General features: G+C 68.4%; 23 protein-coding genes and 1 pseudogene. 8 read left to right on the top strand and 16 right to left on the bottom strand.

Features of this window, described 5'->3' with window-relative positions:
* Positions 1-639, top strand: a complete 639-nt coding sequence (locus A5650_RS02655) for an LON peptidase substrate-binding domain-containing protein (protein WP_067286004.1) — start codon at positions 1-3, stop codon at positions 637-639.
* Positions 640-654: 15 nt separating this feature from the next.
* Here A5650_RS02655 and A5650_RS02650 read toward each other — a convergent pair whose 3' ends face one another.
* The 7 genes from A5650_RS02650 to A5650_RS02620 form a co-directional block, all read right to left on the bottom strand.
* Entirely contained in the window at positions 655-1,560 is a 906-nt protein-coding gene (locus A5650_RS02650; RefSeq protein ID WP_067286002.1) for an SAM-dependent methyltransferase, read from the bottom strand.
* Positions 1,547-1,909 (bottom strand): monovalent cation/H(+) antiporter subunit G, encoded by a 363-nt coding sequence (gene mnhG / locus A5650_RS02645; protein ID WP_067285999.1) that lies wholly within the window; start codon positions 1,907-1,909, stop codon positions 1,547-1,549. The genes A5650_RS02650 and mnhG overlap by 14 nt, the downstream gene beginning before the upstream one ends.
* Positions 1,906-2,193 (bottom strand): monovalent cation/H+ antiporter complex subunit F, encoded by a 288-nt coding sequence (locus A5650_RS02640; protein ID WP_067285997.1) that lies wholly within the window; start codon positions 2,191-2,193, stop codon positions 1,906-1,908. Before A5650_RS02640 ends, mnhG begins: the two co-directional genes overlap by 4 nt.
* Positions 2,190-2,720 carry a Na+/H+ antiporter subunit E gene (locus A5650_RS02635; protein WP_067285995.1) on the bottom strand — a complete coding sequence of 177 codons (531 nt, stop codon included), beginning with the start codon at positions 2,718-2,720 and terminating at the stop codon, positions 2,190-2,192. The genes A5650_RS02640 and A5650_RS02635 overlap by 4 nt, the downstream gene beginning before the upstream one ends.
* A gap of 116 nt (positions 2,721-2,836) precedes the next feature.
* On the bottom strand, positions 2,837-4,432 hold the full coding sequence (locus A5650_RS02630; RefSeq protein ID WP_067285993.1) for a Na+/H+ antiporter subunit D: 1,596 nt from the start codon (positions 4,430-4,432) through the stop codon (positions 2,837-2,839).
* A 31-nt stretch (positions 4,433-4,463) separates the two neighbouring features.
* Positions 4,464-4,934, bottom strand: a complete 471-nt coding sequence (locus tag A5650_RS02625) for a Na(+)/H(+) antiporter subunit C (protein ID WP_067285992.1) — start codon at positions 4,932-4,934, stop codon at positions 4,464-4,466.
* Positions 4,931-7,819, bottom strand: coding sequence for a Na+/H+ antiporter subunit A (locus tag A5650_RS02620; RefSeq protein ID WP_067286176.1), 2,889 nt, complete (start codon positions 7,817-7,819; stop codon positions 4,931-4,933). Before A5650_RS02620 ends, A5650_RS02625 begins: the two co-directional genes overlap by 4 nt.
* A 130-nt stretch (positions 7,820-7,949) precedes the next feature.
* Here A5650_RS02620 and A5650_RS02615 point away from each other — a divergent pair, with 130 nt between their 5' ends.
* Positions 7,950-9,368, top strand: a complete 1,419-nt coding sequence (locus tag A5650_RS02615) for an FAD-dependent monooxygenase (protein ID WP_082950578.1) — start codon at positions 7,950-7,952, stop codon at positions 9,366-9,368.
* An 85-nt stretch (positions 9,369-9,453) separates the two neighbouring features.
* Here A5650_RS02615 and A5650_RS02610 read toward each other — a convergent pair whose 3' ends face one another.
* From A5650_RS02610 to A5650_RS02585, 6 genes are all read right to left on the bottom strand, one after another.
* A complete protein-coding gene (locus A5650_RS02610; protein WP_067285989.1) occupies positions 9,454-9,921 on the bottom strand; it encodes a DUF1707 domain-containing protein in 468 nt (155 codons plus the stop codon).
* 77 nt (positions 9,922-9,998) lie between these two features.
* On the bottom strand, positions 9,999-12,227 hold the full coding sequence (locus tag A5650_RS02605) for an AAA family ATPase (protein ID WP_067285987.1): 2,229 nt from the start codon (positions 12,225-12,227) through the stop codon (positions 9,999-10,001).
* A complete protein-coding gene (gene pssA / locus A5650_RS02600; RefSeq protein WP_067285985.1) occupies positions 12,220-13,080 on the bottom strand; it encodes a CDP-diacylglycerol--serine O-phosphatidyltransferase in 861 nt (286 codons plus the stop codon). Before pssA ends, A5650_RS02605 begins: the two co-directional genes overlap by 8 nt.
* Positions 13,077-13,835 carry a phosphatidylserine decarboxylase gene (locus A5650_RS02595; RefSeq protein WP_082950577.1) on the bottom strand — a complete coding sequence of 253 codons (759 nt, stop codon included), beginning with the start codon at positions 13,833-13,835 and terminating at the stop codon, positions 13,077-13,079. The genes pssA and A5650_RS02595 overlap by 4 nt, the downstream gene beginning before the upstream one ends.
* A gap of 25 nt (positions 13,836-13,860) precedes the next feature.
* Positions 13,861-15,054 carry a molybdopterin molybdotransferase MoeA gene (moeA, locus tag A5650_RS02590; RefSeq protein WP_067285983.1) on the bottom strand — a complete coding sequence of 398 codons (1,194 nt, stop codon included), beginning with the start codon at positions 15,052-15,054 and terminating at the stop codon, positions 13,861-13,863.
* Entirely contained in the window at positions 15,054-15,965 is a 912-nt protein-coding gene (locus A5650_RS02585) for an SDR family NAD(P)-dependent oxidoreductase (RefSeq protein WP_067286167.1), read from the bottom strand. Before A5650_RS02585 ends, moeA begins: the two co-directional genes overlap by 1 nt.
* Positions 15,966-16,021: 56 nt before the next feature.
* Here A5650_RS02585 and A5650_RS02580 point away from each other — a divergent pair, with 56 nt between their 5' ends.
* Together A5650_RS02580 and A5650_RS02575 are read left to right on the top strand one after the other, a co-directional pair.
* Positions 16,022-16,507 (top strand): PH domain-containing protein, encoded by a 486-nt coding sequence (locus A5650_RS02580; RefSeq protein WP_067285981.1) that lies wholly within the window; start codon positions 16,022-16,024, stop codon positions 16,505-16,507.
* A complete protein-coding gene (locus A5650_RS02575) occupies positions 16,504-17,979 on the top strand; it encodes a PH domain-containing protein (RefSeq protein WP_067285979.1) in 1,476 nt (491 codons plus the stop codon). The genes A5650_RS02580 and A5650_RS02575 overlap by 4 nt, the downstream gene beginning before the upstream one ends.
* Here A5650_RS02575 and A5650_RS02570 read toward each other — a convergent pair.
* A complete protein-coding gene (locus A5650_RS02570; protein ID WP_082950576.1) occupies positions 17,889-19,316 on the bottom strand; it encodes an FAD-dependent oxidoreductase in 1,428 nt (475 codons plus the stop codon). The two genes, A5650_RS02575 and A5650_RS02570, sit on opposite strands and share 91 nt — an antisense overlap.
* Positions 19,317-19,470: 154 nt before the next feature.
* Between A5650_RS02570 and A5650_RS02565 the strand changes: the two genes are divergently transcribed.
* Genes A5650_RS02565 through A5650_RS02555 form a run of 3 tightly spaced genes read left to right on the top strand, consistent with a single transcriptional unit; the run spans position 19,471 to position 21,107 of the window.
* Complete coding sequence (locus A5650_RS02565) at positions 19,471-20,286, top strand: HAD-IIA family hydrolase (RefSeq protein WP_067285975.1); 816 nt, start codon at positions 19,471-19,473, stop codon at positions 20,284-20,286.
* 8 nt (positions 20,287-20,294) lie between these two features.
* Complete coding sequence (locus A5650_RS02560) at positions 20,295-20,561, top strand: addiction module protein (RefSeq protein WP_067285973.1); 267 nt, start codon at positions 20,295-20,297, stop codon at positions 20,559-20,561.
* Positions 20,562-20,597: 36 nt separating this feature from the next.
* A complete protein-coding gene (locus tag A5650_RS02555) occupies positions 20,598-21,107 on the top strand; it encodes an SRPBCC family protein (RefSeq protein WP_067285971.1) in 510 nt (169 codons plus the stop codon).
* Here A5650_RS02555 and A5650_RS02550 read toward each other — a convergent pair.
* The gene (locus A5650_RS02550; protein WP_067285969.1) at positions 21,104-22,801 is read right to left on the bottom strand and encodes a DEAD/DEAH box helicase; all 1,698 of its coding nucleotides are present in this window, start codon (positions 22,799-22,801) and stop codon (positions 21,104-21,106) included. The two genes, A5650_RS02555 and A5650_RS02550, sit on opposite strands and share 4 nt — an antisense overlap.
* A gap of 220 nt (positions 22,802-23,021) precedes the next feature.
* Here A5650_RS02550 and A5650_RS02545 point away from each other — a divergent pair, with 220 nt between their 5' ends.
* Positions 23,022-25,559, top strand: coding sequence for an excinuclease ABC subunit UvrA (locus A5650_RS02545; RefSeq protein WP_067285967.1), 2,538 nt, complete (start codon positions 23,022-23,024; stop codon positions 25,557-25,559).
* Here A5650_RS02545 and A5650_RS02540 read toward each other — a convergent pair.
* A pseudogene (locus A5650_RS02540) lies at positions 25,549-25,923 on the bottom strand (cupin domain-containing protein). The gene A5650_RS02545 and the pseudogene A5650_RS02540 sit on opposite strands and share 11 nt — an antisense overlap.
* Positions 25,924-26,019 lie beyond the last annotated feature (96 nt).

The raw sequence follows: 26,019 nt of genomic DNA, 5'->3' as shown, positions 1-26,019 counted from the left end.
ATGGCGGCCATCCCGATGTTCCCGCTGCAGGTGGCGATGCTGCCGGGTGAGGAACTGCCGCTGCGCATCTTCGAACCGCGTTACAGCGCACTGGTTTCGGACTGTCTGTCCACCGAGGATCCGGCGTTCGGCGTTGTGCTGATCACCGCGGGCCGTGAGGTGGGCGGCGGGGATGTCCGCAGCGATGTGGGCGCTCTGGCCCACATCGTCGAGGTCGCGGACTTCGGCGATGGCCGTTACCGCCTCAAATGCACGATGGGCGAACGCATCCGGGTCATCGAATGGCAGCCCGACGACCCGTATCCGCGTGCCGCGGTCGAACCGTGGCCTGACCAGCCGGGTGATCCCGTCGACGTGGATGCGATCCGCGATGTCGAGGACCGCATGGTCGCCTTGTTCGAGCGGATCGCAGTGGCGCGCGGCGGCGAGGTCAACGGCCGCGAATTCATCGCCGGTGCCGACGCCTCCGGTGACGCCGGTAAGTGGTTGTACGCGTTGACCTCCCGGCTGCCGATGGGGCAGGCCGACCGTTATGCCGTGCTGGCCGCGCCGACAGCCGCAGCGCGGCTGGCCGCGCTGCGCGACGCGGTCGAGACCGTCACTGCGATGGTCGAGTTTCAGTTGTCCTCGGGGGACTAGTCGCTGACGAGCGGATCAGCAGGTCCGCTTCCCTTCGACGAACACCGTGCGCGGCGTGGTGTCGTCGGCTTCGCCAGCGGCGCACCGGCCGTAGCGGTCCATCAGATCCGCCGCGGTGACGGCGTTGACGTCCCAACCATGGTCGGCGAGCCACTCGCTCACCTCGCTGCGGTCCTCCACGTACCACAGGTCCTGGACGTCGTATGCGTTCTCGTCGCCTTCCTCGTCGGCCTGCTGCCGGTACTCGCGTAACTTCTCTTGGCGACTCGCCAGATACTCCGGATCGAAGAATCCCGCGCCGAACGCCTCGACGGCTATGCGGCTGCCTCGCGCGCTGAGTCCCGTGATCCGTTCGAACAACAGGTCCTGCCCGCTCGCCGGCAGATATGGCAGCAACCCCTCGGCCGCCCACGCGGTCGGCTCGCTCGGGTCGAACCCGGCATCGCGCAGCGCCCGTGGCCAATCGTCGCGAAGGTCGATCGGCACGGGGACGTATCGGGCAGTCGGCTCGACTTCGTTCTTGCTCAGGGTGTCGACCTTGAACGCCAGCACCTTGGGCTGATCGATCTCGTAGATGACAGTGCCGTCGATCCAGGGCAACCGCCATGCCCGCGCATCGAGGCCGGCCGCGAGTATCACCGCCTGGTCGATGCCGTTGGCACCGGCGGCGATGAAGAACTCATCGAACCACTTGGTGCGCGACGCGGCGTAGCCGCCGATCGTGCGGATCCGCTCGACCATGTGGTGCGGAGGTTGTCGCCAACCACGCTCGACAGCGGCGTCGATGAACATCTGGGCGTACGGGTCGGTGAAGAGCGGGCAGCCGGTGTTCTGCTCCTGCGCACGAGACCAGGCCACACCCAGCGCGGTCGCGCCGACGCTTTCGGTGATGTCCCAGCTGTCGTCGTCAGTCCTGGCCATTGGCACCGCTTCCCGGGTGGTCGGCGAACTCGTCAATCTCGTCCGCGGTCAACAGATCGTCCCGGACGTTCTGTTCCCGGTACGCGAGCTGACCAACCCGGTTCGCCACCACGGGAGCGGTGATGATGGTGAACAAGCCCGTGAGCACGAGCATGCCGACATCGGTGTTGCCCCGTAGCCGGATCGCGGCGCCCGCGATCACCAGCAGGAGCCCGAGCACCTGCGGTTTGGACGCCGCGTGCATCCGCGTCAGCGTGTCGGGGAAACGGACGATGCCGATCGCCGCGGTCAGCGCCAGCGTCGATCCGCCGAGCACGAGCACGGCCGTGATGATGTCCAACGTCGTCATCGCCGCCCCCGGACGGTCCGCGGCTTGTCGACGTCGGGAACACGGAACCGCGCCACGCTCACCGTCCCGACGAAGCTGATCAAAGCCAGCGCGGCCATCCCGTAGGTCACGGTGCTGTCCAAGCTGTAGGCGCCCCAGATGCCGATCCCGCACATGGCCACCGCGATCAGCGTGTCGACGGCGACCAGCCGGTCCAGCGTGCTCGGGCCGGCCAGGAGCCGAAACATCGTGATCGCCGAGGCGGCGGTGATCATCACCGCGGCGATGACCCACACGGTATTCATGCTTCGTCCTCCTCGTGCGACGGACGCCAATCCTCGGGACGTTCGAACGTTCGGACCAGCAGTCGTTCAATCACGGCCACCTGGTGGTAGAACGCGCTCAGCGCGCGGTCGGACCCGACGTCGATGACATGCATGTAGAGCAGGCGGCGGGTCTGGTCGATCTCGAGCACGATCGATCCCGGAATCAGGTTGAAGATGATGACCGCCAGCGACAGCACGAGATCCGACTTCACCGAAAGTTGCGCGCGCAGTACGGCGGACAGTGGTGGGCGGGGTTTCAACGACAGCCACGCGACCTGTACGGACGACAGCACCAGCCGGTAGGCGACGGTGAGGATGAGCCGGATCAGCGACAGCACGTGCACCTTGCCCTCGACCGGCACGGCAGGCAGCGGCAGTAGCCAGGTGATCAACGTCGCGACGGCCAAGCCCGAAAGCACATTCGCCGCAGAAAACGTGCCCCACAACAGGATCCAGACGAGCACCAGCCAGCACAGGACCCAGATGCGCAGCGCGACGCTTCTCATCGGTGCGGTCCTCGACGCCCTCATCGCTTCCTTCTGCTCTTCGCGCAAGCGCTCATCGCTGCCTTCTGCTCTTCGCGCAAGCGCTCATCGCTGCCTTCTGCTCTTCGCGCAAGCGCTCATCGCTGCCCCACCACGGCGGTGATGTATTCAGCCCTGTCGAGCACCTCCTGCGACGCCCTCTCGCTGTATCCGAAGATCGGTCCGGCGAGCACCGTCAGCGCCAGCCCCGCCGCGATCAGCGCGCCCGTCGGCCCGACCATTCCCGCCGGCATGCGGCCGACGTGGTCTCGGTCGACGAACTGGATGTCCTCGGGTTCGTCGAGCAATGCCGACGGCACCGCCGCGGACAGGTGCCCTTCCGGAGCGTCCTCACGCGACCGCCAGAACGCCTTCGTCCACACCCGGACCACGACATACAGCGTCAGCAGGCTGGTCACCACGCCCCCGCCGACCAGCGTCCAGGCCAGCACCGAACCGTCCTCCGCACCCGCCTCGAGCAGCGCGACCTTGCCGATGAAACCGGAGAACGGCGGTATACCACCGAGATTGAGCGCGGGCACGACGAACACGAACGCCAGCAGCGGGCTGGCGGCCGCCAGGCCGCCGAGGCGGTCCAACGTCGACGCGCCGGCCTGACGTTCGATCAGCCCAACGACCAGGAACAGGGCCGTCTGCACGAGAATGTGGTGCGCCACATAGTAAATCGCTCCCGACATGCCGAGCTGGCTGGACAGCGCGATGCCGAACACCATGTATCCGATGTGGCTCACCAGCGTGAACGACAGCAGTCGTTTGATGTCGCTCTGCGCGATCGCGCCGAAGATGCCGATCAACATCGTCAGCAGCGCCGCCACCAACAGGATCGGGTCCAGACCACCGCTGGGGAACAGCAGCGAGTGTGCCCGAATGATCGAGTACACACCGACCTTGGTGAGCAGGCCGGCGAACACGGCGGTGACCGGCGCGGGTGCGGTCGGGTAGGAGTCGGGCAGCCAGGCCGAAAGCGGGAAGACCGCGGCCTTGATACCGAACGCCACCAGAAGCACGGCGAACATCGCCGAACGGACGCCTCCCGACACGTCGTCCAGACGCACGGCGACCTCGGCCAGGTTCAGTGTTCCGGTGGCGCCGTAGACCAGGGCGATGCCGAACAGGAAGATCAGCGACCCGACCATCGACACCATCACGTAGGAGATGCCCGCGCGCACACGGTCTTTGCTCGCTCCGATGGTCAGCAGCACGAAGCTCGCGGCCAGCAGGACCTCGAAGCCGACGAACAGGTTGAACAGGTCGCCGGCGAGGAACGCCATGCACACGCCCGCCGACAGCACCAGATAGGTGGGCATGAAGATCGACACCGGTTGGCGTTCGTCACCGTCGCGGACACCCTGTCCGATGGCGTAGAACACCACCGCCACCAACACGATCGACGAGACGACGAGCATCAGCGCTGACAAGCGGTCCACCACGAGCGTGATGCCCAGCGGCCCCATCCCCGGCGCCGTTTGTCCCCAGCCTCCGACGTTGAGGACAAGCGTGCCGTCCCTGTCGGCGAGATAGAGCAGCGCGCCGCACACCGCGACCACGACACACAACACGACGAGCGTGACGAGCCGCTGCAGTCGCGGCCGCCGGCCGGCGATCAACGTCGTCGCCGCGCCCAGCGTGGGCAACAGCACGGGCAGGGGAATCAAGGTGGCGGCCAACGTCATGCGCGGTCCGCCTTCGCTCGTTGCATCCGGATCACTTCGAACCCTCGTATCCGGGCAACGCGTCCAGCTCGTCGGGTGCGTCGGTGTCGCGCGCGGCTTCGGGTTGGGGGCGGTCCTCCTCGACGGCGGCGGTGTCTTTGGCGGCCAGCTCGGAGACCTTCGCGTCCTCCGGGTCGTCGCCCACTTCCTCTTCGGTGGTCAACCGATAGGTCCGGTAGGCCATCGCCAGCACGAACGCCGCGATGCCCATCGTGATGACGATCGCGGTCAGGATCATGCCCTGCGCCAACGGATCTGCGGTGGTGGTCCGGCCGTCGCTGGTGCGGCCCCGGATCGGTGGGTTACCGGACGGGCCGCCGGCGATGAGGATGAGCAGGTTGATCGCGTTGCCGATCAACAACAGCCCGAGCAGCATTCGCGTCAGGTTGCGTTCGAGCAGCAGGTACACCCCGGCGCTGGTGAGGCCGCCGAGCAGGACGAGCGGCACGAGCGAGGTCGTCATTGCGAGCTCACCGCCGTCCCCTGTTCCTGGCCGAGTTCGACGTCGATGCGGGCGCCGAGGCTGCGCAGCACATCGAGCACCAGCCCCACGACGATGAGGTACACGCCGAGGTCGAAGAACAACGCGGTGACGAACTTGACGGTGCCCAACACCGGCACGTCGACCTCGATCAGCGCCGACGAGAGCGCGGGCGCGCCCACCAGAAGCGACGCGACCGCGGTGCCCGCGGCCAGAGTCAGCCCCGCGCCGAGGATCTTGCCCGCGTCCAGCGGCAGCGTCTCACCGAGTTCGTAACGTCCACCGGCGAGGTATCGCAGCACCAGCGCGAGCCCGGCCGTCAATCCGCCGGCGAACCCGCCGCCCGGGGTGTTGTGTCCCGCGAAGAAGAAGTACGCCGAGAGCACCATGATCAGCGGGAAGATGACCCGCGTCGCCACCTCGAGGATCAGCGACCGGTGCCGCGGGTCGCGTAGCTCGCTGCCTCGCAGCCAGGTGATCTCACCGGCCGCCGGGCTGGTGTTCACGATCGCGGGCAGCCGTCCGATGTCGGGCTGACCGGCGTCGGCCACCCGCGGTGGCGCCCCGAATCGTCTGTGCCGGAACACCATTGACGCGACGCCGGTCGCTGCCACCAGCAGCACCATGACCTCGCCCATGGTGTCCCAGGCGCGGATGTCGACCAGCAGGACGTTGACGGCGTTGGCGCCGTGGCCGCGGTAGTAGGCCGCGTCGGGGATCAGCGCCGCGATCGGGACTCCGGTGCGTGCGGCCATCGCATACACGGCCGTGGTGGTCACGGTCGCACCGACGGCGAGTGCCAGCACGGCTCGCGGCCACCGGTACCGCCGGATGTGGAGCCGGTCGGCCTCGGCGGGCAGCGTGCGCAGCACCAGGACGAACACCACGAGCGTCAACGTCTCGACCAGGAACTGGGTCAGCGCCAGGTCGGGTGCGCCGTGCAGCGCGAAGATCGCACCACAGCCGTATCCCGTCACGCCGACGAGCAGCACCGCCGCGAGGCGGTTGCGCATCACCAGCGCCCCCAGTGCGGCGGCCAGGATGATCAGACCGATCACCACTTGCAGCGGTGAGCCCCACAGCTTGAACTCCGGGCGGTCCCGCGCGCCCAGCGCCAGCACGATCGTCGGCACCAGCACCAGCGTCGACAGGATCGCCGACTGGGTCGCCGGGATCGAGCCGCGCTGCGTGATCGCGGTGAGCTCCACTGACCACAGGTCGAGCCTGCGCACGACGGCGTCGTACACATGGTCGGCGTTGCCGAGCGGTTCGTGCACCGTGCGGAACCGGCGCAACCGCTCGCGTCCGATGAAGGCGACGACGCCGGTGGCGATCACCAGTACCGACAACAGCAGCGTCAGGTTGACGCCGTGCCACAGGGCGAGGTGGTACTCGTTGTTGCCGCCGGGCACGGTGTCGGCGTACCCCTCGAGGACGTCGCCGATTCCGAGGGGCCAGATCCCGAAGGCCAGGCCGGCCGCCGCGAGGACACCCGGCGCGATCATGAACGTGCGCTCGGGGCGGTGCATCTCGGCGACGCGGGTGCTGGGGTGCGAATGCCCCTTGCGGGCGAACGCGCCGAACAGAAAACGCAGGCTGTAGATGGTCGTGAACACCGAGCCGAGCACGATGCCCGCCAGCACGACCGGCGCGAAAGCACCGAGCGTTGGGCTGTGCAGCACGGTTTCGAAATCGGCTTCTTTGGCGACGAAGCCGAAGAACGGGGGCAGCGCCGCCATGCTGGCCGACGCGCCGACGGCGATGACCAGCAGCGGTCGCGCCTTGTCGCCCAGCCAGGCCAACCGGCGGATGTCGCGGGTGCCCGTGGCGTGGTCGATGATGCCGACGACCATGAACAGCGCCGCCTTGAACATGGCGTGTGCCACCAGCATCGCGAGCCCGGCGAGCATCATGTCGGCACCGCCGGTGCCCACCATCACCGTGATCAGCCCCAGCTGGCTCACCGTCCCGAAGGCCAGGATCAACTTCAGGTCGTATTCGCGCACCGCACGCCAGCCCGCCAGCAGCATGGTGAGCAGGCCGAGGGTGACGACGATCGGTTTCCATACCGGGGAGTCGGCGAAGCCGGGGCTCATCCGCGCGATCAAGTAGACGCCCGCCTTGACCATCGCCGCGGCGTGCAGGTACGCGCTCACCGGGGTGGGCGCGGCCATCGCGCCCGGCAGCCAGAAGTGCAGCGGCACGATCGCCGACTTCGACAGGGCGCCGACCAGAACGAGCACCAGCCCGACCGCCGCGGCCACCCCGCCCGGTGGGGAGGCGAGCAGTTCGGAGAGCAGATAGGTGCCGGCCAGATTGCCGAGCACGATGATGCCGACCAGCATCGCCAGGCCGCCGAACGTGGTGACCAGCAGCGCCTGCGTCGCGGCGCGTCGGCTGGTGAGCCGTTCGGCGTAGTGTCCGACCAGGAGGAAGGAGAGCACCGAGGTGATCTCCCAGAACACGTAGAGCACCAGCAGGTTGTCGCTGGTGACCAGCCCGAACATCGCGCCGGAGAACGCAACCAGTTCGGCGGCGAAGCTCGGCAGCCGGTTCTCGATGCGGCCGTCGTGGTGCCGGAAGTAGTCGGCGCAGTAGAGGAGCACCAGCGCACCGATGCCGAGCACCAGCACGCTCATGATCGCGGCGAGCGTGTCGAAGCGCAGGGTGATGTTCATCCACAGCTCGGGCACCCACTGCACGTCGACGGTGCCGGCCCGGCCGGCGGACGGCCAGTTCAGCATCACCCAGACCAAGGATGCCAGCGGCACCAGCGCCAGCGGATAGAAGGCATTGCGCCCCCACCTATGGACGAGCAGGGGCGCTAGCGCGGTGGCGACCGCGTGAGCGAGCAGGACGGCGAGCAGGGCACTCCGATCGGTTGGGTTGGTCAGCACGCGGCCGCCAACCGGAGAACTGATGGTCGGGGTGTCAGCCGAGTAAGGCTTTCGGTGATCTTCATTCTACGGGGGACGATCGGCGCTACGATGCCGCGTCGTGGGCACCACCGACGTCGTGGTGGTCGGCGCCGGTCCGACGGGATTGATGCTGGCGTGTGAGCTCGCGCTGGGCGGAGCCGCCGTGCAGTTGCTCGAGGAACGGACCTCGAAACCCAACATCACTAGAGCGTTCGCGGTGCATGCCCGCACCTTGGAACTGCTGGACGCGCGCGGCCTCGCGGAGGATTTGCTGCCGCGGGGTGTGCCGGTCCGAGAGTTCGCGCCGCCGGGCGGAGCGACCATGAATCTGGGCGCGCTCGACAGTCGCTTCGCGATGCTGTTGATCGTTCCGCAGAGCGGCACCGAACAGGTGTTGCAGTCCCGCGCCGACGAGCTTGGCGTGCCCATCGTGCGCGGCGCCGCGGTGACCGGGCTCGCTCAGGACGACGAGGGGGTGACGGTCCGGTGCGCCGACGGGTCGTCGGTGCGGGCCCAGTACGTCGTCGGGTGCGACGGCGCCCACAGCACCGTGCGGACCGCGGTCGGCATCGACTTCATCGGTAAGCAGTACGAAACGCACATCCTGCTGGCCGACGTCCAGCTTGCGAGGGCACCGGGCGACACCCTGACCGGTGTGTTCAACGGCCGCGGCGCGGTTTTGATGATTCCGTTCGGTGACGGTTGGTTCCGCGCCATCGCCTGGGACCGAACGCGGGAGCAGGCGCCGCTCTCTGAGCCGGTGACGTTCGACGAGATCCGAGGTTCCTTCGGCCGCATCGCGGACGACGACTACGGAATGAACGAGATGCGTTGGAGTTCAAGGTTTCTCAGTGAGCGCAAACAGGCCAGCCACTACCGCAGGGGCCGGGTGTTTCTGGCCGGGGACGCCGCACATGTCCACTCACCGCTTGGCGGTCAGGGCATGAACACCGGTATCGGGGATGCGATGAACCTGGGATGGAAAATGGCGGCTGCGGTGCGGGGCTCGGCACCGCCGTGGCTGCTGGACGGCTACGGCGGCGAGCGACATCCCGTCGGCGAGTCGGTGCTTCGACTCACCGACGCATTCAACGAACTGGTGCTCGGCCGTTCGCCGGTTCAGCGGTTCGCGCAGAGGGTCGCCGTGGGCGCGTTGACCCGCGTCCCCCGTACGAAACGCTATATCGCCGAACGGCTCAGCGGCATCGGCATCGCTTATCCGCACGCCCAGGGCGAGCATCGAATGGTCGGCCGACGGATGCCGGATTTCGACTGCGGCGGTACACGCATCTACGAACTCCTGCGCGAGCAGAAGTTTGTTCTGGTGACAGCAGCCTCGGTGGACGTGGATATGGCCGGCGTCGTCCGTGCCGTCGGCGCCGGTTCGCGCCTTCCCGACGCGGTTCTGGTGCGCCCGGACGGCTACGTGGCGTGGGCGAGCGACCGGATTCCCGACGCGGCCCAGATGACCGCCGCCGCGCCCCGCTGGCTCGCCTGAGTCGAGGTCAGCAAGGCCTCGCGGTCGTGAAACACACTGTGCTGCTGGCCAAGACCAGCCTTGTGCGCCTTGTCTTGTTGACCCGCTACGTGATTCGCGCCGGCCTGATCGAACCGTGACCGCCTCGGCGGGGCGCCCGTGGGAGCGCGTACCGCACCGGAAGAGCGTGGCCGAGCAGTCCGATGCCAGCGCCGAGGATCGGCCAGATGGGCCAGAAGTACCACGCGCCGGCGGTCAGGGCGACGGCCAACCACACCGTCAGCACGATCGCGACCATGGTCAGGTAACCGGCCAGGTGCACCTGCACACCGCGGCGGGCCATCCTCCTGCGGGCCTCCCGGCGGCGCGGATCGTTGCGCCGTAGGCGCTCGACGGGCAGGTCGGCGGTGAGCCCGTGCAGTTCCTGGCGGGTGGTCGCGGCGAACGCGGCCTGTAACCGGGCCTCGTACTCGGGCATTCCGAGGTAGCCCTGCGTCAGGGCCAGACCGAGCACGTCAGCGGTCTTCTCCCGGTCCGGGTCTCCCGCGCGGACGACGGGTGCGATGGCGGGCATGGCGACCTCCCCTCGATCTTGACAATGGCAAGTTATTCCGAGTGTGCCGATGCAACTAGTCATTGTCAAGATCTACTTCAGCGGGCGGCCGAAAATGCGCGCAGCGACTCCACCTGCGCGGCGTCGAGCGACGGTCGCACCGCCTCGCGGGCGGCCGCGACATCGGCGGCGGTGACGTCGGCGGCATCGATCGAGCGCCGCATCGCGGTCAGCGCGGCCTCCCGCAGCAGCGCGACGCAGTCGGCGGCGCTGTACCCCTCGAGTTCACCGGCCAATGCGTCGAGGTCGACGGCCTGTTCTCCCTCGGAGGCCAGCGGTATCGACTTGCCCGCGGTGCGCAGGATCTCGCGACGGGCATCGGCGTCGGGCGGTTCGACGAACACCAGCTTCTCCAGCCGGCCGGGGCGCAGCAGCGCCGGGTCGATCAGATCGGGCCGGTTCGTCGCGCCGAGGACCACCACGTCGCGCAGCGGTTCAATGCCGTCGAGCTCGGTGAGCAGCGCCGCGACCACGCGGTCGGTGACCCCGGAGTCGAAGCTCTGACCGCGGCGCGGCGCGAGCGCGTCGATCTCGTCGAGGAACACCAGGGACGGCGCCGAGTCGCGGGCGCGGCGGAACAGTTCGCGCACGGCCTTCTCCGACGAGCCGACCCATTTGTCCATCAGTTCCGCGCCCTTGACCGCGTGCACCGACAACCGTCCCGAACTGGCCAGTGCGCGCACCACGAACGTCTTGCCGCACCCCGGCGGGCCATAGAGCAGTACACCGCGGGGCGGGGCGACGCCGAGCCGGGCGAACGTGTCAGGGTGCTGCAGCGGCCACAGCACCGCCTCGGTGAGTGCCTGCTTCGTGTCGACCATGTCGCCGACATCCTCGAGCGTCACCGACCCGACGGACACCTCCTCGGTGGCCGACCGCGACAGCGGGCGGATCACGGTCGTCGCGCCCAGCAGATCGTCCTGGGTGAGGGCGGGTGGCTCACCGTCGGCGCTGGCCCGCGCCGCGGCCCGCATTGCGGCCTCACGAACCAGCGCGGCGAGGTCGGCGACCACGAATCCCGGTGTGCGATCGGCGATCTCGTTGAGTTTGAGCTCCTTGGCCGGGACGTCGCGCAGCAGTACCTCGAGCAGTTGCTTGCGGATCGCGCCGTCCGGCAGGCTGAGCCCGAGTTCGCGGTCGCACAGATCGGGTGCCCGCAACCGTGCGTCGACGTTGTCGGGCTGTTGCGACGTGGCGACGAAGGCCACACCCCGCGTTTCGACCGCGGTGCGCAGTTCGTTGAGGATCAACGTGGCCACCGGCTCAACCGTGGACGGCAGCAGCGCGTCGACGTCGGTGATCAGCAGCACCCCGCCTCCGTCGCGGACGGTGGCCACCGCCGACGCCACGCTCGCCAGCCGGTCCTCGGCCCGCAGCGAGCCGACCTCCGGCCCGTCGAGCTCGACCAGTCGCCGGTCGGCGCACACCGCGCGCACCAGCGCCGCCTTGCCCACACCGGCGGGCCCGGACACCAGGACCCCCAGATTTGCTGTGGCACCCAGGGTTTCGAGCAGCTCAGGCTGGTCGAGTGCGAGCTTGAGCCATTCGGTGAGGCGCTGCGCCTCGGCCTGCGACCCCTTGAGGTCGTCGATGCCGAGCGCCGGTTGCGATTTCTCCGGCCCGGTCACCACCACCTGACCGGGCGTCGTGTCGGGGGCCGTCGCGATGGAGCCGACGGGAGAACCGTCGCTCCAGCACACCGCCGAATTGGGTTGCACGCTCACGGGTCCGGCGGGATCGGTACCGGTCACCGTCAACAGTTCAGAGGTCCAGGTGATGCCCACCGACGAGGCGAGTGCCGCCGTCGCGCGCGAGGTCGGGATGTCGGGACCCAACTCTCGGGGCAGCAGCGACACCGTGTCACCGACCGTCATCACCTTGCCCAGCAACGCTTGTCGAAGGGTGGCCGGTGAGATGGATTGGCTGGCGAGCCTCGAACCGGTCAGCGTCACCGACCGCGCACCGTAAACGGTCGCCGGGGCGACGAGAACGGTCGTGTCCTCACGCAACCCGGCGTTGGACAGCGTGACGTCGTCGAGCAGCGCGGTGCCCGCCGGTACGCCGTCAGGCGCCGCGCCGACGACGGCGGCGGTGGTGCGCGAACCGGTCAGCGACACCGCATCCCATTCGCGAATGCCCAGCGCGGCAATGGCTTCCGGGTGCAGGCGGACGACGCCCCTGCGTGAATCGAGTGCCGAGGTATTCAGCCGTGCGGTCAGCGTGAGCTGCTGCCGGGGACCCGGTCGGTCGGACTGCAGCTCAGTCATGCCCGGAACCGGGCCTGCGCAACCCGAGCCGCATCACCGATCGGCGGTGTGGTTGGGCCCTGCGGATGGCCCGTCGGGCGGCGCGCTGCTGGCGTGGTTTGTCGTCCCAGACCTCCGGATGCGCGGCGAGGAAGCGGCGGGTGCGGATGGCGAACGGGATGTGTACGACGTAGGCGGCGATGATGATCAGGATCACCAGGTAGCCGTAGAGGATTGCGGCCGCTACGCCGATCGCCACGAGGGCCAGTAGCGGCGCGACCATGTTGGGCGGCACCGAGAACGTGTGGATCTTGCGCATCGGAATCGTGCTGACGACCAGCAGTGAGACGCCGAGCATCCAGATGACCACCGCGGGTTCGGAGGTCCACCAACCTTCGCCGAACTGCATCTTGGCCGCCAGCGGACCGATGGCGCCGATCGCGCCGGCCGGGGCGGGCATGCCCACGAAGTACTTCTTCTCGTAGTCCGGTTTGTCGACGTCGAGCATCGCGTTGAACCGGGCCAGGCGCAGCACGATGCACACCGCGTACACCAGCACGACGATCCACCCGATCTGCGACTGCGACAGCAGAGTGCCGTAGACGATGAACGCGGGCGCGACACCGAAGTTGACCGCGTCGGCGAGCGAATCGATCTCCTCACCCATGCGCGAGGTCGCCTTGAGCGCACGCGCGATGCGACCGTCGAGCGCATCGAGAATCGCGGCAACCGCCAGGAACGCCATCGACTCCGTCGGCCGGTTGTCCAGGGCCATCTTGACCGCGCTCAGGCCGAGACAGATTGCCGCGACGGTCATCGCGCTGGGCAGGATCCGCAGGCTGACGACGGAACGTTTGATGCGGGGCCGGATCATCGCGAAGCCGCCCGGCCGGCGACATCGGGTGCGGGAGCCGCCCGGCCGGCGACATCGGGCCCGATTTCGGCCAATACCGTCTCGCCCGCCACCGCCCGCTGGCCGGTCGTCACCAGGATGTTCGACCCTGCGGGCAGGTAGGTGTCGAGGCGCGAGCCGTAACGGATCAACCCGTAGGTCTGGCTGATCTCCAGCTTGTCGCCGACCTTCGCCTCGCACACGATGCGCCGCGCCACCAGGCCGGCGATCTGCACGGCAATCACCTCGACGCCGTCGGCGGTGCGGATGCGCACGCTGTTGCGCTCGTTGTCCTCGCTGGCGGCTTCCAGTTCGGCCGAACCGAACAGGCCCGGGCGGTGCTCGACGGCGACGACCTCACCGCCTATCGGGGCACGCTGCACATGCGCGTCGAAGATCGACAGGAAGATGCTGATGCGCGGCAACGGCGTTGCGGGCAAACCGAGTTCGGCCGGCGGCAACGCCTCCTCGATGAGGCAGATCAGGCCGTCGGCGGGAGCGACGACGAGGTTGGGGCGGGTCGGCGGCACACGCGGCGGGTGGCGGAAGAACAACGCATTGGCCGCGGCCGACGCCAGGGCGGTGCCACGCACCCACCGGTTGCGGTGCCCGAGCGCGGCCACCGCCAGGCTCGCGCCGACGAACGGCAGTCCGGCGGGGTGCATCGGGGGAATCGTGGTCCGGGCCAGCGCCAGGAGCCGCGCGGGGCCGGATTTCAGGTCGGGGCGTCTGGCCATCGTGCAGCGATTCTACGGGGCGGGTTCAGGTCAGGTCCCACACCTGGACGGGTGACCCGGCCGGCAGCGCGTCGACGTCCTCGGCGATCTCCAACAGGCAGTTCGCCGACGCCAACCAGCGCAAGTGGTGCGATGCAGGGGGCCCGTAGCTGGTCACGGTCCCGGCGTCGGCGTCGAGCACACCCCTGCGGAACTGCCGTTTCCCGCGTGGTGAGGTGAGGTCCTCGGTCAGCTCGGCTGTGCGTCGCGGCCTGCCGGGGTTCGGCAGGCCCATCGCTGCGCGCAGCGGGGCGCGCAGGAACACCTCGAAGGACACCAGCGCGCTGACCGGGTTTCCCGGCAGCGTCACGATCGGGGTTCCGTCGACGACCCCGCAGCCCTGCGGCATACCGGGCTGCATGGCCACCTTGACGAATTCCACGGCTCCCGCGAGTGCGTCCTTGACGACTTCGTAGGCGCCCGCGCTCACCCCACCGGTCGTGATGATCAGGTCGGCGTCCCCGGTGTGTGTCGCGAGGGCCGCGCGGAACGAGTCGACGTCGTCACCGGTCATGGGGGAGGCCACGACGTCGGCGCCGGCGTCGCGCAATGCAGCGGCGAGCATGACTGCGTTCGACTCGTAGATCTGGCCGGGCGCCAGGGGTGTGCCCGGCGCGACCAGTTCGGTGCCGGTCGACATCACCAGCACTCGTTGTCGCGGTATCACCGTCAGCTCAGCGAGCCCCAGGGCGGCGGCCAAACCGAGCGCGGCCGGCGTGACGGTCTGACCCGCGCGCAGCACCGCCGTTCCGGCCGTGACGTCTTCACCGGCGCGCCGTATGTGCTGGCCGCTCTTCGCGGCCGCGCGGATCTCCACGGTGTCGGTCGCCGCGTTCGTCGCCTCCACCGGCACCACCGCCGTCGTGCCGGACGGCAACATCGCCCCGGTCATGATCCGGTGCGCTGTACCGGGTTTCAGCGTCAGAACGTCGGTGCGCCCGGCCGGGATGTCCTCGGAGACGGGCAGGTTGACCGGGCTCTCGGGCGTCGCCGATGCGACGTCGTCGGCGATCACGGCGTAGCCGTCCATCGCCGAGTTGTCGAAACCCGGCAGGGACAACGGCGCGACCACGTCCTCGGCGAGCACGAGTCCAAGAGCGTCGGCGATCTGGACGCCGACGGGCGGGCGGGCGTTGATCAGCGCGGCGACGACGCGCTGGTGCTCATCGACGGTCCGCATCAGACGGGATACGTGACGCCGGTCAGCTCCTCGGACATGGTCCACAATCGGTGCTGAATGTCTTCGTCGTGCGATTGTGCGCTGGAGGCAACGAGTTTCGGATTCCCCGTCACTTCGCCGATCCCGTCGGGCCCGTAGTACTGTCCGCCTTGCACGCCCTGGTCGGTGGCCGCGCGAAGGGTCGGCAGTGCGCCCTTGTCCGGCGGTTGGGCCGCGAACTTCCACACGAAGTCGGGGATGAAAGCGGGCATGTAGCGCATCAGTTCGGTGTCGGAGAGGCCAGGATGCGCGGCGGCCGCGATGGTCGGAGCGCCTTTGGCCGCGAGGCGGCGCTGTAGTTCGTAGGTGAACATCAGGTTGGCCAGCTTCGACTGGCCGTAGGCGCGCACCCGGTTGTATCCGGTCTCGAAATGCGGATCCTCGAAGCGGATTCGGGCCAGGATGCGATGGCCGACGCTGCTGACCGTCACGACGCGTGACCCCTCGACGGTCAGGAGGTTCTCGAGTAGCAGGCCGGTCAGCGCGAAATGGCCGAGATGATTGGTGCCGAACTGCATCTCGAAGCCGTCTTTGGTGGTCTCGCGGTTCGGCACATACATCACGCCGGCATTGTTGATGAGCAGATCGATACGGGGATGCGCGGCGCGCAGTTCGTCGGCGGCCCTGCGGACGCTGCCGAGCGACGACAGGTCGAGTTCGGTCAGACTGACCGCGGCGTTGGGGGTCGACTTCCTGATGCGGTCGACGGCCTCGTTGCCCTTGTCGAGGTTGCGCACCGCGAGCACCACCTGCGCGCCCTTGGCCGCCAAGGCGGCCGCGGTGTCATAGCCGAGCCCGCTGTTCGCTCCGGTCACGATCGCGGTCCGCCCGGACTGGTCGGGTATGTCGGCCGCGGTCCACTTGCTGCCCATGTCGATCAACATACTCAGCGGCCGACCGACTCGCGGTTACCTAGGCTGGACGACTGATGACCGATCTTGTCGACCCCGCGAACAGACCGAGCCGCAAGGCGCCGCTGGTGTGGGCGATCGGCGCGGCGATCCCGTGGTCGATGCTGGCGTTCGCGCAGCTGGTCTGGTTCGCGGTGGATTCGCACCCGTGGTGGGTGCACGCGCTCGCGGCGCTCGGCACGCTGCTCGGCATCGTCCTGTTCGTCGTGGTGGTCCCGTGGTGGAGGTACCGGGTGCACCGGTGGGACGTCGACCCACGCGCGGTGTACACCCGCACCGGCTGGTTGACGCAGGAGCGCCGCATCGCGCCGATCTCGCGCGTGCAGACCGTCGACACCGAGCGCGGACCGCTGGACCGGTTGTTCGGGCTCGCGAACGTCACCGTGACGACCGCGTCGTCGGCGGGCGCGGTGCGCATCATCGCGCTGGACGCCGACGTCGCCGATGCGGTCGTCGCCAGGCTCACCGACATCGCCGCGCTGGGCGCCGAGGACGCGACATGACGAGCGGGACGGGCCCCGGCTGGGGGTATCCACCGCCCGGCCAGATGTGGCAGCGCCTCAGCCCCCGGATGCTGCTGGTGCATCCGGTGCATGAGGTGGTCCGCCAGATCCCCGTCATCGTCGGCACACTGTTGCTCGGCTCGGCGACCGGGAATCCGGTGCTGGCCTTCGCGGCGCTGGGAATCACGGTGGCGTTCGGCCTGGCCCGCTGGTTCACCACGACGTATCGCATCGGGCCGCGCGACGTGCAGTTGCGCACCGGCGTTCTGCAGCGCAAGGAGCTTTCGGTGCCGCGCAACAGGATTCGGTCGGTGTCCACTGACGCCCGCCTGCTGCACCGATTGCTGGGGTTGACGGTGTTGCGGGTCAGCACCGGCCGGGAAGCCAGGGGGGACGCCGCGTTCGCGCTCGACGCCGTACCCAGCGACCAGGTCGGCCCGCTGCGCGCGTTGCTGCTGGCCGAATCCTTGACGGTCGAGGAGGACAAGCCGTCGGCCCCCGGGCGGGTGCTGGCCCGGTGGAGGCCGTCGTGGTTGCGTTACAGCCCCCTGAGTTTCACCGGGCTCGCGATGATCGCCGCCGCTGCGGGAGTGGTGTATCAGGTGGGTGCCGAAAGCGGCGTGCAGGATTCGCGGCTGGCCCAGTCGTGGGTCGAAACGGCAAGGAGCTTCGGCACCGCGGCCAGCATCGCGGCCGGCGTTGTGGTGCTTCTGCTGGCCTCCGTCGTGCTGTCGGTGCTGCAGTCGTTGGTGACCTACGGAAACCTCGAGTTGCGGCGTGACTTCGAGGTGCTGCACCTGCGGTATGGGTTGCTGCGCGTCCGTGAGCACACCTTCGACATGCGCCGCATGCGCGGCGGCACACTTCGGGAACCGTTGCTGGTCCGGCTGTTCGGCGGCGCCCGCCTCGATGCGGTCATGACCGGCGTCGGGGGAGAGGGTGAGTCGTCGTTGTTGTTGCCGCCCTGCCCCAAGCGCACGGCCGACGACGTGTTGACCGATCTGATCGAAAGGCCCGACGCGGTGACGGGTCCGCTTCGTGCGCACGGGGCGGTCGCGAGTCGCAGACGGTGGACGCGGGCGATGGTGATGCCCGCGGTTGCCGCGGTGGTGCTGCTGGCGGCGCCGACGCCGGCATGGGGGTGGGTGCTGTGGGCCGTCATCACCGGTTGCTGCGCAATGCTGGCGGTCGACCGCTCACGGTCGTTGGGACACCGCGTGGGAGACGGGTGGCTGGTCGCGCGCACCGGCAGCCTGCAACGTCGTCGCGACTGCATCGAGGCCACGGGCATCATCGGATGGACGGTGCGCCAGACGTGGATGCAGCGGCGTGCCGGGGTGGCGACGCTGGTTGCCGCGACAGCCGCCGGGGTCAAGCACTATCAGGTGATAGATGTGCCCACCGAGCTGGCGTGGTCGATCGCGGCCGAGGCCTCGCCGTGGGTGGGCGACAATGAGTGGTCGCGGCGGTAGTGGGGCTGCCGGCCTCGCAGCACCCGTCGCATGATCGAGGGCGAGAAGAGTTTCGTCGGCGGGTCCAGCATCCCGAGGACGCGAAGGAACCGGAGCGTGACCGCCTCGTCCGTTTCGCACGCCGTCAATACACGGTCCAGGTACGCGTTGCTAAGCCGTATCGACAGCGGCACAGTCCCCTCGACTTCGGGCAACGCCAGATCCGATCCGACGGCGGTCTGCCAGGCGATGCGGATCGGCTTGACGCTGGATCGGAAGAAGCGGCGGGCCAGATTCCTGTCGCCGCGCTGCAGGCAGTCGCGCAGCACGGTGGCCTCAACGGCCGCAACGGTCATGCCCTGCCCGTAGATTGGATTGAAGCTGCACACCGCGTCGCCGAGCACCAGGAGCCCGTCGGGTAGCCGGCGCAACTTGTCGTAGCGGCGCCAGCGGTTGGACGGCACCCGGTAATTCACCACGGGTCCAAGCGGTTCGGCGTCGGCGAGGGCCGCCAGCACGTTCGGGGGCACGAAATCGGCGACGAAATCACGCATTTCATCGGACGTGTCCGGCACCGGGTGGCCGGCCATGGCCCCGATCGCGAACATCGTCGCGTCGTTCTCGAAGCACGCGGTCGCAAACATCCGGGGCCTACCGTGCTCCGGCATGAGCGCGATGAAGTGTTCCGCGAGCGCGCCGGGCTTGATGCGCACCGGCTGGCAGGCGTAGGCCAATTGCACGACTACTTCGTCCACCGGCGGCCGGTCATAACCCAACTGCTCGAGGAACAGCGGTGTGCGGGAGCCACGCCCGGTCGCGTCGACGACTAGGTCGGCGTCCAGCATCGTCACCTCGCGGGTGTCGCGGTCGATCACGTCGACGCCCGTGATCCGGTTGCGGTCGGGGGTTGCCGCCAGGGAGACCACGTCGTGGCGCTCCACGATCGTCACGTTGGGAATCTCGCGCATGCGCCGCAGCACATGCCAATCCAGAAACGGCCGGCTCTGGAAGTAGAAAGGCATCGAGTCGGGGGACGGGCACCGGCCCGATTGCACGAGTCGATGACCACCGGGCGTGAAGCAGAGCCTGGAGTAATCGCCGTCCCACCTGATGGCACCGTCTTCGACGAGTTCGTCGAGAATGCCCGGCATCAGCTCGTCGAGCACCTGGGCCCCGCGCGCGAGCAGGGCGTGGATCAACCTGCCCTGAGGGACTCCACGCCTCGGCGTGGGTCCGGTCGGCAGCGCGTCCCGCTCCACCACGGTCACGGTCCGGTAGCTGTCTGCGAGCACCCTGGCGGCCAGCATGCCTGCCATGCTCGCGCCGAGAACCACCGCTCGTTCGCCTACGACTGGCATCGTCCACCCCTCACCTCGACATCCGTGGCCGGTATCGGCCCTGGTAAGGGATAGTTTTCGACGGCCGCTCGCGGCGCACTAGCGTAGTCGACTACTCGAATCCACCGAGGCTCCACGATTTGCGCTGGCGCATCCGCCGTTTACTGTCGGGGCCATGTCTATCGGTGGGGTGCTGTTCGACATCGATGGCGTGCTGGTGACCTCGTGGCAGCCCATCGAGGGTGCGGCGCGGACCGTCCGGACGTTGAACGACAACCAGATTGCCTGCGCGTACCTGACCAACACGACGACCAAGACCCGCGTGCAGATCGCCGAACTGCTCACCGAGGCGGGTATGTCGGTCCGGCCTGACGAGGTCATCACCGCCGCGGTGCTGACCGCGCAGTACGTCCGCGACCGGTATCCGGACGCGCGCTGCTTTCTGGTCAACAACGGGCAGATCGCCGAGGACATGCCGGGCATCGACATCGTCTACTCCCACGAGTTCAGCGGTCCGCGCGCGCCGGAGGCCCCGGACGTCGTCCTGCTCGGGGGTGCTGGCCCGGAGTACAGCCACCTGACGTTGTCGTGGGTCTACGACTGGATGGCGCAGGGCGTGCCTGTGGTCGCGATGCACCGCAGCACCGCATGGACGACGACCGACGGGTTGCGCGTGGACACCGGCATGTACCTGATCGGTATGGAGGAGACCTCCGGACGGAAGGCGACGGCGGTCGGTAAGCCCGCACCCGAGGGTTTCCTGGCCGCGGCGAGCCGCCTCGGTGTCGAACCCGACGAGATGTACATGGTCGGCGACGACCTCAACAACGATGTGCTGGCGGCGCAGGTGGTCGGTATGACCGGCGTGTTGGTGCGCACCGGCAAATTCCGACAGGATACGTTGGACCGTTGGGCGGCAGACGAATTCGCGATGCAGCCAAACCACGTCATCGACTCGGTGGCGGATTTGCCACGACTGCTCGAACTGTAGGGGAATCGATGTGGGAGCGGTTGCAGCACATGTTGCTGCAGCGGGGGATCAACACCTACCTGGAGGTGGTGTTGTGGATCCTTCTGATCTACACCGTGATCGGTGTGGTGTACGCGGCGTTCCACATCGAGCTGATCGGACAGCTGGAGGCGGCGCTGTCGGGCGACTTCACCATCTTCGCCAACATCGCGGCCCTGGTCGTCACGGTTGGTCTGTGGCCGCTCCTGCTGATCAGCTCGATGGCGTGCGGGGTGGCCGGCTGCGGAGTGTTTTAGCGATGACTTTCCGCGGTCGCCGCGGTCTGTATCGACATGACCGAACAACGCATACACGCCACCACAACCGTCAACGCCCCGATCGAGACCGTCTTCGAGGTACTCGCCGACCCGTCGACGCACCATGCGATCGACGGCACCGGATGGGTGCGCGAACCGCTTGACGGAAAGCCGCTGACCGAGATCGGCCAGGTCTTCCTGATGGGCATGTACCACGACAACCATCCGGAGAAGTACTACGAGATGGCCAACCGCATCGAGGTGTTCGACCCGCCGCGTGCCATCGCGTGGCAGCCGGGCCAGGGCCCTGAGCAGCGGGGCTATCTGATGAACGGCACTGAACTCCAATGGGGCGGCTGGATCTGGCGGTACGACCTCGACGCGTCCGGGCCTGGACAAACCGCGGTCACGTTGACCTACGACTGGTCGAACGTGGCGCCGCACATGCGCGACATCGAGTTTCCGCCCTTCGAGCCCCAGCACCTCGACAACTCGCTGAAGAACCTCGCCACCCTCGCCGAGGAGCGCGGCGCTGCAGGCGGCTAGGCCTGTAGCTTGCGGACGGCCTCGATGCGGGCTCGCAGCTGATCCGTCGTGGCTGCCGCGACGGCCGGCCCACCGCAGATCCGGCGCAGCTCCTTGTGGATCCACCCGTGGGGCTTGCCGGTGCGGTGGTGCGCGATGGACACCAACGTGTTGAGTTCCTTGCGCAGCTCGCGCAGTTGGCCGTGTGTCGAGACGCGGGGGACCTCGCCCGAGGCGGTCTGGCGGGTCAATTGCTCTTCCTGCCTGCGCCGCAACAGGTCCCGCATCTGATCGGGGGCGAGCAGGCCGGGGATGCCGAGATAATCGGCCTCGTCCTCGCTGCCGACGGCCGCCGCAGTGCCGAACGAGGAGCCGTCGAAGATCACCTGGTCGAGTTCGGCGTCGGCGCCCAACATCTCGAAACCGTTGTCCAGCTCGGCCGATTCGTCCTTTTTCTTGTTGGCGTCGTCGAGCGCCGCGTCGTCCTGGGACTCGCGGTGCGGCTTGCCGAGCACGTGGTCGCGCTGGGCCTCCATCTCGCTGGCCAGGTCGAGCAGCGACGGCACGGACGGCAGGAAGATGCTCGCGGTCTCACCGGGCCGACGGGACCGGACGTAGCGGCCGATCGCCTGCGCGAAGAACAGCGGGGTGGACGCCGAAGTCGCGTACACCCCGACGGCCAGGCGCGGCACGTCGACGCCCTCGGAGACCATGCGCACCGCGACCAGCCAACGAGACGTGCCGGCCGCGTATTCGGCGATGCGGTCCGACGATCCGGGGTCGTCGGACAGGACGAGCGTCGGTGTCTCCCCGGTCAGCGTCGTCAACACCTTGGCGTAGGCACGCGCCGCCTTCTGGTCCGATGCGATCACCATCGCGCCCGCATCGGGTACGCCGCCGTTGCGCAACTGGGAGAGCCGGGTGTCGGCGGCCTGCAGCACCGCCGGTATCCACTCGCCGTTCGGGTTGAGCACTGTGCGCCACGCCCGCGCGGTCTGCTCGGCGTTGAGCGGTTCACCGAGCCGCGCGGAGTACACAACATCGTCGCTGCCGGCGCGCTCACGCCACCGCGCCTCCCCGGAGTAGGCCATGAACACCACCGGCCGCACCACCCCGTCGGCGAGCGCGTCGGCGTAGCCGTAGACGTGGTCGGCGCGTGAGCGCAACACCCCCTCGCCGTCGGGTTCGTAGGTGACGAACGGGATGGGGCTGTCGTCGCTGCGGAACGGCGTGCCGGTCAGCGCCAGCCGGCGGGTGGCGTCGTTGAACGCCTCGCGCATCGCCTCGCCCCAGCTCTTCGCGTCGCCACCGTGGTGGATCTCGTCGAAGATGACCAGGGTGCGGTGGTTCTCGGTGCGCACACGGTGTCGGGTCGGGTGGCTGGCCACCTGGGCGTAGGTGACCACGACGCCGTGGTACTCCGACGAGTGGTGTGCGGCGCTATTGGAGAACTTCGGGTCCAGCGACAGGCCGAGTCTCGCGGCGGCCAGCGCCCACTGGATCTTGAGGTGTTCGGTCGGTACGACGACGGTGATGCGCTCGACGGTCCCGTCGGCCAGCAGCTCGCCGGCCACGCGCAGGGCAAACGTCGTCTTACCCGCCCCGGGGGTGGCGACAGCGAGAAAGTCACGCGGTTTGGCGCCAAGATACCGCACCAAAGCCCGACGCTGCCAGCCTCGCAAAGCCTGGGTGTCGGGCGCTGTGTCTGCCCGCACCCAAAGACTCCTCACTGATCGGACAGCAGCCTAGCGCAACGGATTACGGCTGCGCATCTTCGCTTGGCGTGTCGCTGGACGGCCGGTGTGTCGGGGTTGCCTACGGGTCCGATGCGCACCGGAGCGTCGAGCGGCCGACGGCACTCGATGGCTCGCTGGAGGAGTGCACGCAGCAAACACGATGCTTGTCCGGGCGCGACATGGGTACTCTCCGCCAACCATGTCGGCAACCCCCACTCCCCCCAGCGACGACATCGACCCGTGCGTCCGTGTCTTCGGTACCCGCGTACACAACCTACGGGGCGTCGGCGTCGCCGCGCCGCGCGACGCGCTGGTGGCCTTCACGGGCATCTCCGGATCCGGCAAATCGTCGCTGGCGTTCGGCACCATCTACGCCGAGGCGCAGCGCAGGTACTTCGAGTCGGTCGCCCCGTACGCGCGGCGCCTGCTCCTGCCCACCGGTGCGCCCAAGGTCGACGACATCACCGGGCTGCCGCCTGCCGTCGCGCTGCAGCAGCGCCGAGGGACGGCGACGTCGCGGTCCACGGTCGGCACCGTCACGACCCTGTCCAACCTGCTGAGGATGTTGTTCTCCCGCGCCGGGACCTACCCGCGCGGCGCCACCGAACGACTCGACTCCGACGCGTTCTCCCCGAACACCGCCGTCGGCGCGTGTCCCAAGTGTCACGGTCTCGGCCGGCTCCACGAGGTGACCGAGCAGTCGCTCGTGCCGGACCCCTCGTTGACCATCCGCGAGGGCGCCGTCGCGGCGTGGCCCGGCGCATGGCAGGGCCAGAACCTGCGTGACATCCTCATCACGCTGGGGTTCGACATCGACAAGCCATGGCGCAAACTGCCGAAACGCCAACGTGATTGGATCCTGTTCACCGACGAGCAGCCCACCGTCGAGATCGATCCGAGCCAGCACCCGGTCACCGCGGAGTACTACTACAACGGGACCTTCTCGAGTGCGGAACGCCACGTCAGACACACGCTGGCGAACTCGCAGAGCGCGATGATGCGCCGCCGCGTCCTGCAATACGTCGACAGCGTCGAGTGTGAAGTGTGCCACGGATCGGGGCTGCGGCCCGAGGCGCTGAAGGTGACCTTTGCGGGTCGCAGCATCGCTGACTACGTTGCGATGCCGCTGGCCGAACTCGCTGACGCGCTCCGACCGACCGCGTCGCGCACGGATGCCGCGCCGGCGTTCGAGTCGACAGCGTCCGGTGAGCACACCGAGGTCGCCACGATGATCGCCGCCGATCTGGTCGCCCGCATCCAGGTGCTCATCGACCTCGGGCTGGGTTATCTGACGCTGAACCGTCGCACCCCGACCGTGTCACCTGGTGAGCTGCAGCGACTGCGCCTTGCCACGCAACTGCGGGCCGGACTGTTCGGGGTGCTCTACGTGTTGGACGAGCCGTCGGCCGGCCTGCACCCCGCTGATGCGGAGCCGCTGCTCGATGTGCTGGATAGGCTTCGGCGAGCGGGAAATTCGCTGTTCATCGTCGAACACGACATGGACGTCGTGCGCCGGGCCGACTGGATCGTCGACGTGGGACCCGGCGCTGGTGAGTTCGGCGGGCGCGTGCTCTACAGCGGTCCCGTCGACGGCCTGGAGGACGTCGACGAGTCGATCACCCGGCGCTACCTGTTCGGCGACGAGGCGGCCGAACCGCGGACACCGCGCGAACCGTCATCGCGGCTGCGACTGCGCGGCATCTGTTTTCACAATCTGCGCGACGTGGATGTCGACGTGCCGCTGGGCGTCTACACCGCGGTCACCGGCGTTTCCGGATCGGGCAAGTCGACGCTCGTTGTGAAGGTACTCGGGGATGTGGTGAATCGTCATCTGGGCCGCGCGGTGGGCCTGGCCGAAAGCGACGGCGACAGCGACGATTCCGACGCCGAGATCGTCGACCTGGATCACGACGCCAGCATCGGGGTGACCGCCGAGGGCGTGGAGGTGATCGACCGGCTGGTCGCCGTCGACCAGCGACCGATCGGGCGCACCCCGCGCTCGACGCTGGCGACCTACACCGGCCTGTTCGACGCCGTGCGACGGGAATTCGCCGCGACGCCGGCGGCGCGTCGCCGCGGCTGGACGGCTGGCCGGTTCTCGTTCAACGTCGCCGAGGGCCGATGCGAGACCTGTCAGGGCGAGGGCTTCGTATCGGTCGAATTGCTGTTTCTGCCAGGCACTTACGCCACCTGCCCGACCTGCGGAGGCGCCCGCTACAACGAGGCCACGCTGCGGGTGCGCTACCGCGACCACACCATCGCCGACGTCCTGGCGATGACCGTCGACGAAGCCTCACAGTTCCTCGAGGACATCCCCGGTGCGTCCCGGAGCCTGGCGACGCTGCGGGAGGTAGGGCTCGGTTATCTGCGTCTGGGGCAGCCGGCCACCGAACTCTCCGGCGGGGAAGCCCAACGCATCAAGCTGGCTTCGGAACTGCAGCGATCCCGGCGTGGTCGCACGCTCTATGTACTCGACGAGCCGACGACGGGTCTGCATCCGGCGGATGTGGACCTGCTCGACGCGCAACTGCATCGCCTCGTCGACGCGGGTAACACGGTGGTGGTGGCCGAACACGACATGCGGATGGTCGTCGGGGCGGACTGGGTGATCGACCTCGGACCGGGTGCGGGCCATGACGGCGGCTGCATCGTCGCGGCGGGCACACCGCAGGAGGTGAGTCAGGCCAAGGGCAGCCGCACGGCGCCGTACCTGGCCGCGCGGCTGGTCACTCGATGAAGAAATTGTCGTTGCGGATGAACCACTCTCGGCGCTCTTCGTCGGTGAGGTCGCCGAGGCCATCGAACCAGTCGGCGCCGTCGTAGAGCCGCACCGTTCCCGACAGCACGAAGAAGGCCTCGGAGATCGCGCGGTGAAAGTGTGGTCCCGGCCCACCGCCGTTCGGTGCGATATCGACGCGATACAGCCCGTAGTCGCCGCCGGTCGCTTTCTGGTCGGCGAGATAGTGGTACTTCACGAGCCCGAACGAGTCGTAGTCGGCCGGTTCCGTGCCGCGTCGCACCCAGCCGCTGACCTCCGCTTCGGGCGCTGTTTAGCGCGGAGGTGGGTAGGGCGGCACCTGCCGGGGATCGACGAGTGACATCAGCGCCAGCTTGCCATAGTTCGTGCCCACGGGCCTGCGATTCCGCCCCCTCGCGAAGCGGGGGCAGGAACCGAAACCGTGGGCACGAACTATGGC

It is taken from the genome of Mycobacterium sp. 1164985.4, assembly GCF_001668575.1.
Taxonomy (GTDB): domain Bacteria; phylum Actinomycetota; class Actinomycetes; order Mycobacteriales; family Mycobacteriaceae; genus Mycobacterium.
The sequence above is the reverse complement of the archived record's forward strand: the minus strand, read 5'-3'. Positions and strand labels throughout refer to the sequence as shown.

Bases quoted from the DNA above. Each gene is read 5' to 3' on its own strand.
- A5650_RS02625 (WP_067285992.1), bottom strand. From the start codon at position 4,934: ATGACGACCTCGCTCGTGCCGCTCGTCCTGCTCGGCGGCCTCACCAGC.
- A5650_RS02605 (WP_067285987.1), bottom strand. From the start codon at position 12,227: ATGACTGAGCTGCAGTCCGACCGACCGGGTCCCCGGCAGCAGCTCACG.
- moeA (WP_067285983.1), bottom strand. From the start codon at position 15,054: ATGCGGACCGTCGATGAGCACCAGCGCGTCGTCGCCGCGCTGATCAAC.
- A5650_RS02655 (WP_067286004.1), top strand. From the start codon at position 1: ATGGCGGCCATCCCGATGTTCCCGCTGCAGGTGGCGATGCTGCCGGGT.
- A5650_RS02545 (WP_067285967.1), top strand. From the start codon at position 23,022: ATGTCGGCAACCCCCACTCCCCCCAGCGACGACATCGACCCGTGCGTC.
- A5650_RS02585 (WP_067286167.1), bottom strand. From the start codon at position 15,965: ATGGGCAGCAAGTGGACCGCGGCCGACATACCCGACCAGTCCGGGCGG.
- A5650_RS02555 (WP_067285971.1), top strand. From the start codon at position 20,598: ATGACCGAACAACGCATACACGCCACCACAACCGTCAACGCCCCGATC.
- A5650_RS02595 (WP_082950577.1), bottom strand. From the start codon at position 13,835: ATGGCCAGACGCCCCGACCTGAAATCCGGCCCCGCGCGGCTCCTGGCG.
- A5650_RS02640 (WP_067285997.1), bottom strand. From the start codon at position 2,193: ATGAATACCGTGTGGGTCATCGCCGCGGTGATGATCACCGCCGCCTCG.
- A5650_RS02630 (WP_067285993.1), bottom strand. From the start codon at position 4,432: ATGACGTTGGCCGCCACCTTGATTCCCCTGCCCGTGCTGTTGCCCACG.
- mnhG (WP_067285999.1), bottom strand. From the start codon at position 1,909: ATGACGACGTTGGACATCATCACGGCCGTGCTCGTGCTCGGCGGATCG.
- pssA (WP_067285985.1), bottom strand. From the start codon at position 13,080: ATGATCCGGCCCCGCATCAAACGTTCCGTCGTCAGCCTGCGGATCCTG.
- A5650_RS02580 (WP_067285981.1), top strand. From the start codon at position 16,022: ATGACCGATCTTGTCGACCCCGCGAACAGACCGAGCCGCAAGGCGCCG.
- A5650_RS02610 (WP_067285989.1), bottom strand. From the start codon at position 9,921: ATGCCCGCCATCGCACCCGTCGTCCGCGCGGGAGACCCGGACCGGGAG.
- A5650_RS02650 (WP_067286002.1), bottom strand. From the start codon at position 1,560: ATGGCCAGGACTGACGACGACAGCTGGGACATCACCGAAAGCGTCGGC.
- A5650_RS02565 (WP_067285975.1), top strand. From the start codon at position 19,471: ATGTCTATCGGTGGGGTGCTGTTCGACATCGATGGCGTGCTGGTGACC.
- A5650_RS02575 (WP_067285979.1), top strand. From the start codon at position 16,504: ATGACGAGCGGGACGGGCCCCGGCTGGGGGTATCCACCGCCCGGCCAG.
- A5650_RS02560 (WP_067285973.1), top strand. From the start codon at position 20,295: ATGTGGGAGCGGTTGCAGCACATGTTGCTGCAGCGGGGGATCAACACC.
- A5650_RS02570 (WP_082950576.1), bottom strand. From the start codon at position 19,316: ATGCCAGTCGTAGGCGAACGAGCGGTGGTTCTCGGCGCGAGCATGGCA.
- A5650_RS02635 (WP_067285995.1), bottom strand. From the start codon at position 2,720: ATGAGAAGCGTCGCGCTGCGCATCTGGGTCCTGTGCTGGCTGGTGCTC.